Below are 4,128 nucleotides of genomic sequence, written 5' to 3'. Positions count from 1 at the left end.
AGGGAAACCCCACCTGGGGCCGCTGGCCCATCTGGGTGAGGTTGCGGAAGGAGGGAGTCCGGAGCAGAACGGGCATGTAGAGCGGTTGCAGCGGACCTTCCGGGACGAGTTTTACACCCGAGCGTTGCCTTCTCGGGTATCCGAGATCCAGGCGGAGCTCTGTGCCTATCTGGACTACTACAACGGTGGCCGGCCCCACATGGCTTTGGGGGGCTTGGCCCCCTTGGAGTTCCTGGGTATGCTACCCCAGGAGTCGGTTCCCCCAGAGTCTCAAATGTCTTGACCGACTACACTCCTTGAGCCACCAGATCGGTGATCTGGAGGAAGGCCTCCACCGCCTCTTCCACCCCCAGGCGGTCCCCGGAGGGGAGGCTGCGGTACAGCCCCGTGCACTGGTACAGCTCCACCGCGTGCAACGGGGCCAGGTGCCTCAGGCCAAGCCGGGTTGCCGGATCGGCAGCCACCTCCCGCAAGCTCCTTTCCAAAGCAAGGTAGGGGGAACCAGCCCGCACCAAGGTGGCGAAGAGGACATAAAAGGGTTGTTGGGGGGAGGTCAAGTCACCCCCCGTTTCCCCATGTTCGTCCACATATATGGCGTAAACGGGCTCCACCCTGGAAGTCTAACCCTTGCCATAAACACGCCAAGAAACTTCCCGTCTGGCCACGGGGTCTATCGGTTCTCGGCCCCCGGTGCCCCCCTACCCCTCCCCCCACCCGGGGAGGAGGAGGCTCCGCATCCCGGTCCAGTAGGCCACCTTTTCCTTGGGGTGGCCCTGTTTGAGGAAGTTGCGGATGGCCCGCCAGCGGAGGCGGTGCAAGAGCTCCCCCTTCTTGCCCTGCTTCCCCTTCTGGCCGATCCCGGTGAACTGGGCGAGCTCCTTGAGGAGCCACTTGGCCTCGTCATAGGAGAGGGGCTTCCCCTTGCCCTTCCTGGGCCCGGGGGAGAGGAGGAGGTTGGGGTAGGGGAGGGGCTGGTGGCTGGCCAGGTAGTCCCGGAGGGGAAGCCAGTCCTGGAGCACCTCCCGGGCCAAGGGGGAGAGGGGGACCTCCCGGAGCCTCTCCCCCCGGACCAAGAGCCTCTCCCCCTGGAGGTCCGCCCGCCACAGGCCCACCATCTCCTTGGCGTTCAGGCCCACCTCCCCCGCCAGGACGAGGAGGACCTTGAGGAGGGGCCGCCAGTAGGCGGGGGTGTACTCCTCCACCCGGGCCCAGAGGGCACCCCACTCCTCCTCCGTGAGGGGCCTGCGGCTCAGGGCGTAGGGGGTGAACCGGGGGGGATACTCCACGTGGGGGGGCATGGGATGCCCCGCCCACTCCAGGAAGCGGAGGAAATGGCCGATGGCCCCCCGCGAGCGCTCCACCGTGCTCCAACTCAAAGGCCCCCGGGTCCCCCCGGGATGCCCATGCTCCTTGGTCCAAAGGAGGTAGGCCCGGATGTCCCCCGCCTCCAGGCTGGGCCACCTCCGGCCCTGCAGGGCCAGCCAGCGCACGAAGGGGACCACCAGGGCGGGCACATTCCGGTCCGGCTTCCTGCGGGTGCGGAGGAGGAAGGCCCAGACCCCTTCCGCCAGAACGCCCTCGTCCCAGCGCTCCAGGGCCTCCCCCACCACCCGCTTGCGCTCCTCCGGGTAGTCCCAAAGCTCCAGTCCCAGCCGCTCCTCGCTCACCTTCCCTCCCATAATACCACGCTCCCCCCACCCCAACCCCAACAAAGTTTCTCCACCCCCGCCCTTCCTTCCCCGCCCTTCCCGCCTTCCCCTTTCCCACGCTCTTTCCCACACCTACCCCAACGCGCGGAACCCCGTTGCCGTCAAGGGTGTAGGGTGGGTTTTGGGGGGTGGGGCAAAATAACGGAGGGAGATGCGGAGGGAAAACAGGGGCGAGAAAGGGGGAAGGGGGAGGCTTGGCTCCGGAACAGGCCTGGGAGGGGCTTGGTGGAACCGCCCACGCGTTGGGGGCGGGGTACAGGGTTCCCGGCGCCCCGGTCCTGGCCCTCCTCCACTAGGAGAACCCGGTGCCGGTGGTAGTGGAGGGGACCACGGAGATTGGGAGCCTTCCCTTCCTCCCTCGCCCCTCCCGGAGGGCTCCCTTCGGAAACGCCTTCCTCCGGGTCGCCGCGGTGGCCTCGTTGGACGAGCGCCTTCCGCGGGAGGAGTTGGGGCCTTAGCCCCGCCTCACTCCCCCCGCAGAATGGCCTCCGCCTTCTTGAGCCGCTCCAGGAGCGCCACCTTGCGCCTTAGGAGGGCGTGGTAGCGGGCGAGGAGGCGGCGGTAGCGCCCAGCGGGGATGAACCCCTCCGGCGGGGTCCAGTCCTTCCCCAGGTACCGCCAGCGCCAGCGTCCCCCCTCCTTCACCCTGAGGTAGGGGTAGGGGCCGTGGGGGCAGCGGCGGCACCCCTCCTTGCCGCAGGGCACGGCGCGCCAGTGGACGGGGAGGGGCACGAGGGCCTCAAGCTCCCGCCGCGCCTCCGCCAGGCGGGCCTCCAGGCTGTCCAGTTCCCGGGTGAGGGCGTGGGCCAGGTCGGCGAGGGAGGTCGGCACGGGACCATCTTAGCGACAGCAGGGGGTGCTGGTGGCGGTTGCGTGGCAAGCTTCCCTCCCCGGGCCTTACGGTGTTCACTCCTCTACCAAGCCACCCTATTCCTGCCTGCGGGGCTTGCCACGTACCCCCGAAGGGGGCCCACTCCCTCTTTTCCACCCCGCCGTGAGATCATTCAGCGGCTATGGGGTCCTCATGTGTCCGAGGTGTACCCTTCCCTTCCCACCGCCTCGAGGGAGGCTACGGGGTTCTGCCAGCGCCCTCGCCCGCCCCAAAAGGGAGCGGGTGAGGGGAGGGAGGGCCTTAAATACACGGTCATTGTAGCTGAGAGTAGGGCTCAGGACCCTTCACCACCCCCTCCTGCCCACCCTCGAGGGCCACTCCTCACGCAACCGCACCCGCTCTGCACTCCGAGGTGGTGGCGCGTGGATCCCGCTCCAACGACGGTTCAGGCACATATAGCGGCGACAGGTACACCATACCTCTAAACCGAAGGTGCGGGGTTCGCCCTAGGTTTGCCGGGGCTTTTTTCGTTGGGGAGGCGGGCCCTTGCGCCGGTGGAGTCATCGGAACAGAGAATGCGCCTTGGCGGAGTACATTGAAGGGTGTTGGGCCGTCAAGGCCTAGGGGGACAAGCGTGCTGGAGCTCAGTCCAGAGGCCAGACGGGTGATGAAGGCGGGGGCGGAGGTTTCCGCCCTCCTCTACCGCCACCCCGAGGTCACGGCCTTTTTGCCGCGGCGCTACCGCCTGGTGATCCTCCTCCTGGAGGATCCCGAGGCCCTGGCCTGGTCCTTGGGCCAGGGATCCGGGGAGGAGCCCGTGGTCTACGCCCTGGTGCGGGGGAACAGGGTGGAGGGCCTCCTGACCCCTCATGGCCCCCTGGCCTTGAGGGCGGCCTAGCCCTACGGTTAAGGGTGGTCCTAAAGGGCCGCAGGTTGGGGAGCGAGGGGCAAAAAGCGGCGGCGGAGCTCCCTCAGGTTTCCATGTCCTTAGGAGTGAGGCAGTTTCTCTCTTCAATACGGGTTAGCATTGGGTGTATGCTCCCCCCAAAAGATGGGGGGCTGGAGAAAACGGGGAGGTACGGTAGGGAAAAGGTTAGGAGCGAAACCGCAACCGCAAGGGTGCTTGGGAGCTTGAAAACCAGCTGTCCAACGGATTTTGCCCCTCCAAGGGGGGACGATTTACGCCGAAGGACGTTAGTTAGCGTTGGGCGTTCGCTGGGCTTCCATCGGGCAGACGATCCACGTTATGGGGTGTGCTAGGATTCTCGTCCACCCTTTGCCCCTGTGTGGGGTGTTATCGTTCGCTCCACCCGCTGTGCGCCGGCGGTGAGTCGGGAAGAAAAGGACGGGGGAGTTCTCGGGGGCCTGGGACATGGGGATAGCCATCGTGCCCACCTCCAACCCCACGACCGCACGGCTGGCGGGCTTCCCGCCTTGCTCCTTCTAAGCGCCCCTCCTTCCCCCAAACAAACCCCCCCGCCCGCTGACCTCTCATCACTTTGTTCCGTAGGGACTTGACAGGAGGAAATAAAGAGGGGGGTTGGTAAGGTATGCCAACCAAAACCCCCCTCCTGCAGGCTACCACAA

4 protein-coding genes and 1 pseudogene are annotated in these 4,128 nt (G+C 66.6%); 2 read left to right on the top strand and 3 right to left on the bottom strand.

What is annotated here, in order from left to right; genetic code table 11:
• A pseudogene (locus L0D17_RS12880) lies at nt 1-300 on the top strand (integrase core domain-containing protein); the annotation flags it as partial.
• On the opposite strand, the gene L0D17_RS12875 reads toward L0D17_RS12880, so the two are convergent.
• From L0D17_RS12875 to L0D17_RS12865, 3 genes are all read right to left on the bottom strand, one after another.
• Nucleotides 288-611 carry a hypothetical protein gene (locus L0D17_RS12875; protein WP_243095664.1) on the bottom strand — a complete coding sequence of 108 codons (324 nt, stop codon included), beginning with the start codon at nt 609-611 and terminating at the stop codon, nt 288-290. The pseudogene L0D17_RS12880 and the gene L0D17_RS12875 overlap by 13 nt on opposite strands.
• 87 nt (nt 612-698) lie before the next feature.
• The gene (locus tag L0D17_RS12870) at nt 699-1,667 is read right to left on the bottom strand and encodes a tyrosine-type recombinase/integrase (protein WP_341474698.1); all 969 of its coding nucleotides are present in this window, start codon (nt 1,665-1,667) and stop codon (nt 699-701) included.
• Nucleotides 1,668-2,174: 507 nt separating this feature from the next.
• Nucleotides 2,175-2,540, bottom strand: a complete 366-nt coding sequence (locus tag L0D17_RS12865) for a DUF6788 family protein (RefSeq protein WP_243095662.1) — start codon at nt 2,538-2,540, stop codon at nt 2,175-2,177.
• A gap of 635 nt (nt 2,541-3,175) precedes the next feature.
• Between L0D17_RS12865 and L0D17_RS12860 the strand changes: the two genes are divergently transcribed.
• Entirely contained in the window at nt 3,176-3,439 is a 264-nt protein-coding gene (locus tag L0D17_RS12860; protein WP_243095661.1) for a DUF5647 family protein, read from the top strand.
• Nucleotides 3,440-4,128 lie beyond the last annotated feature (689 nt).

Source organism: Thermus thalpophilus (assembly GCF_022760915.1).
Classification (GTDB): domain Bacteria; phylum Deinococcota; class Deinococci; order Deinococcales; family Thermaceae; genus Thermus; species Thermus thalpophilus.
Note: the sequence above shows the minus strand (reverse complement) of the source record. Positions and strands in the feature narration are given on the sequence as shown.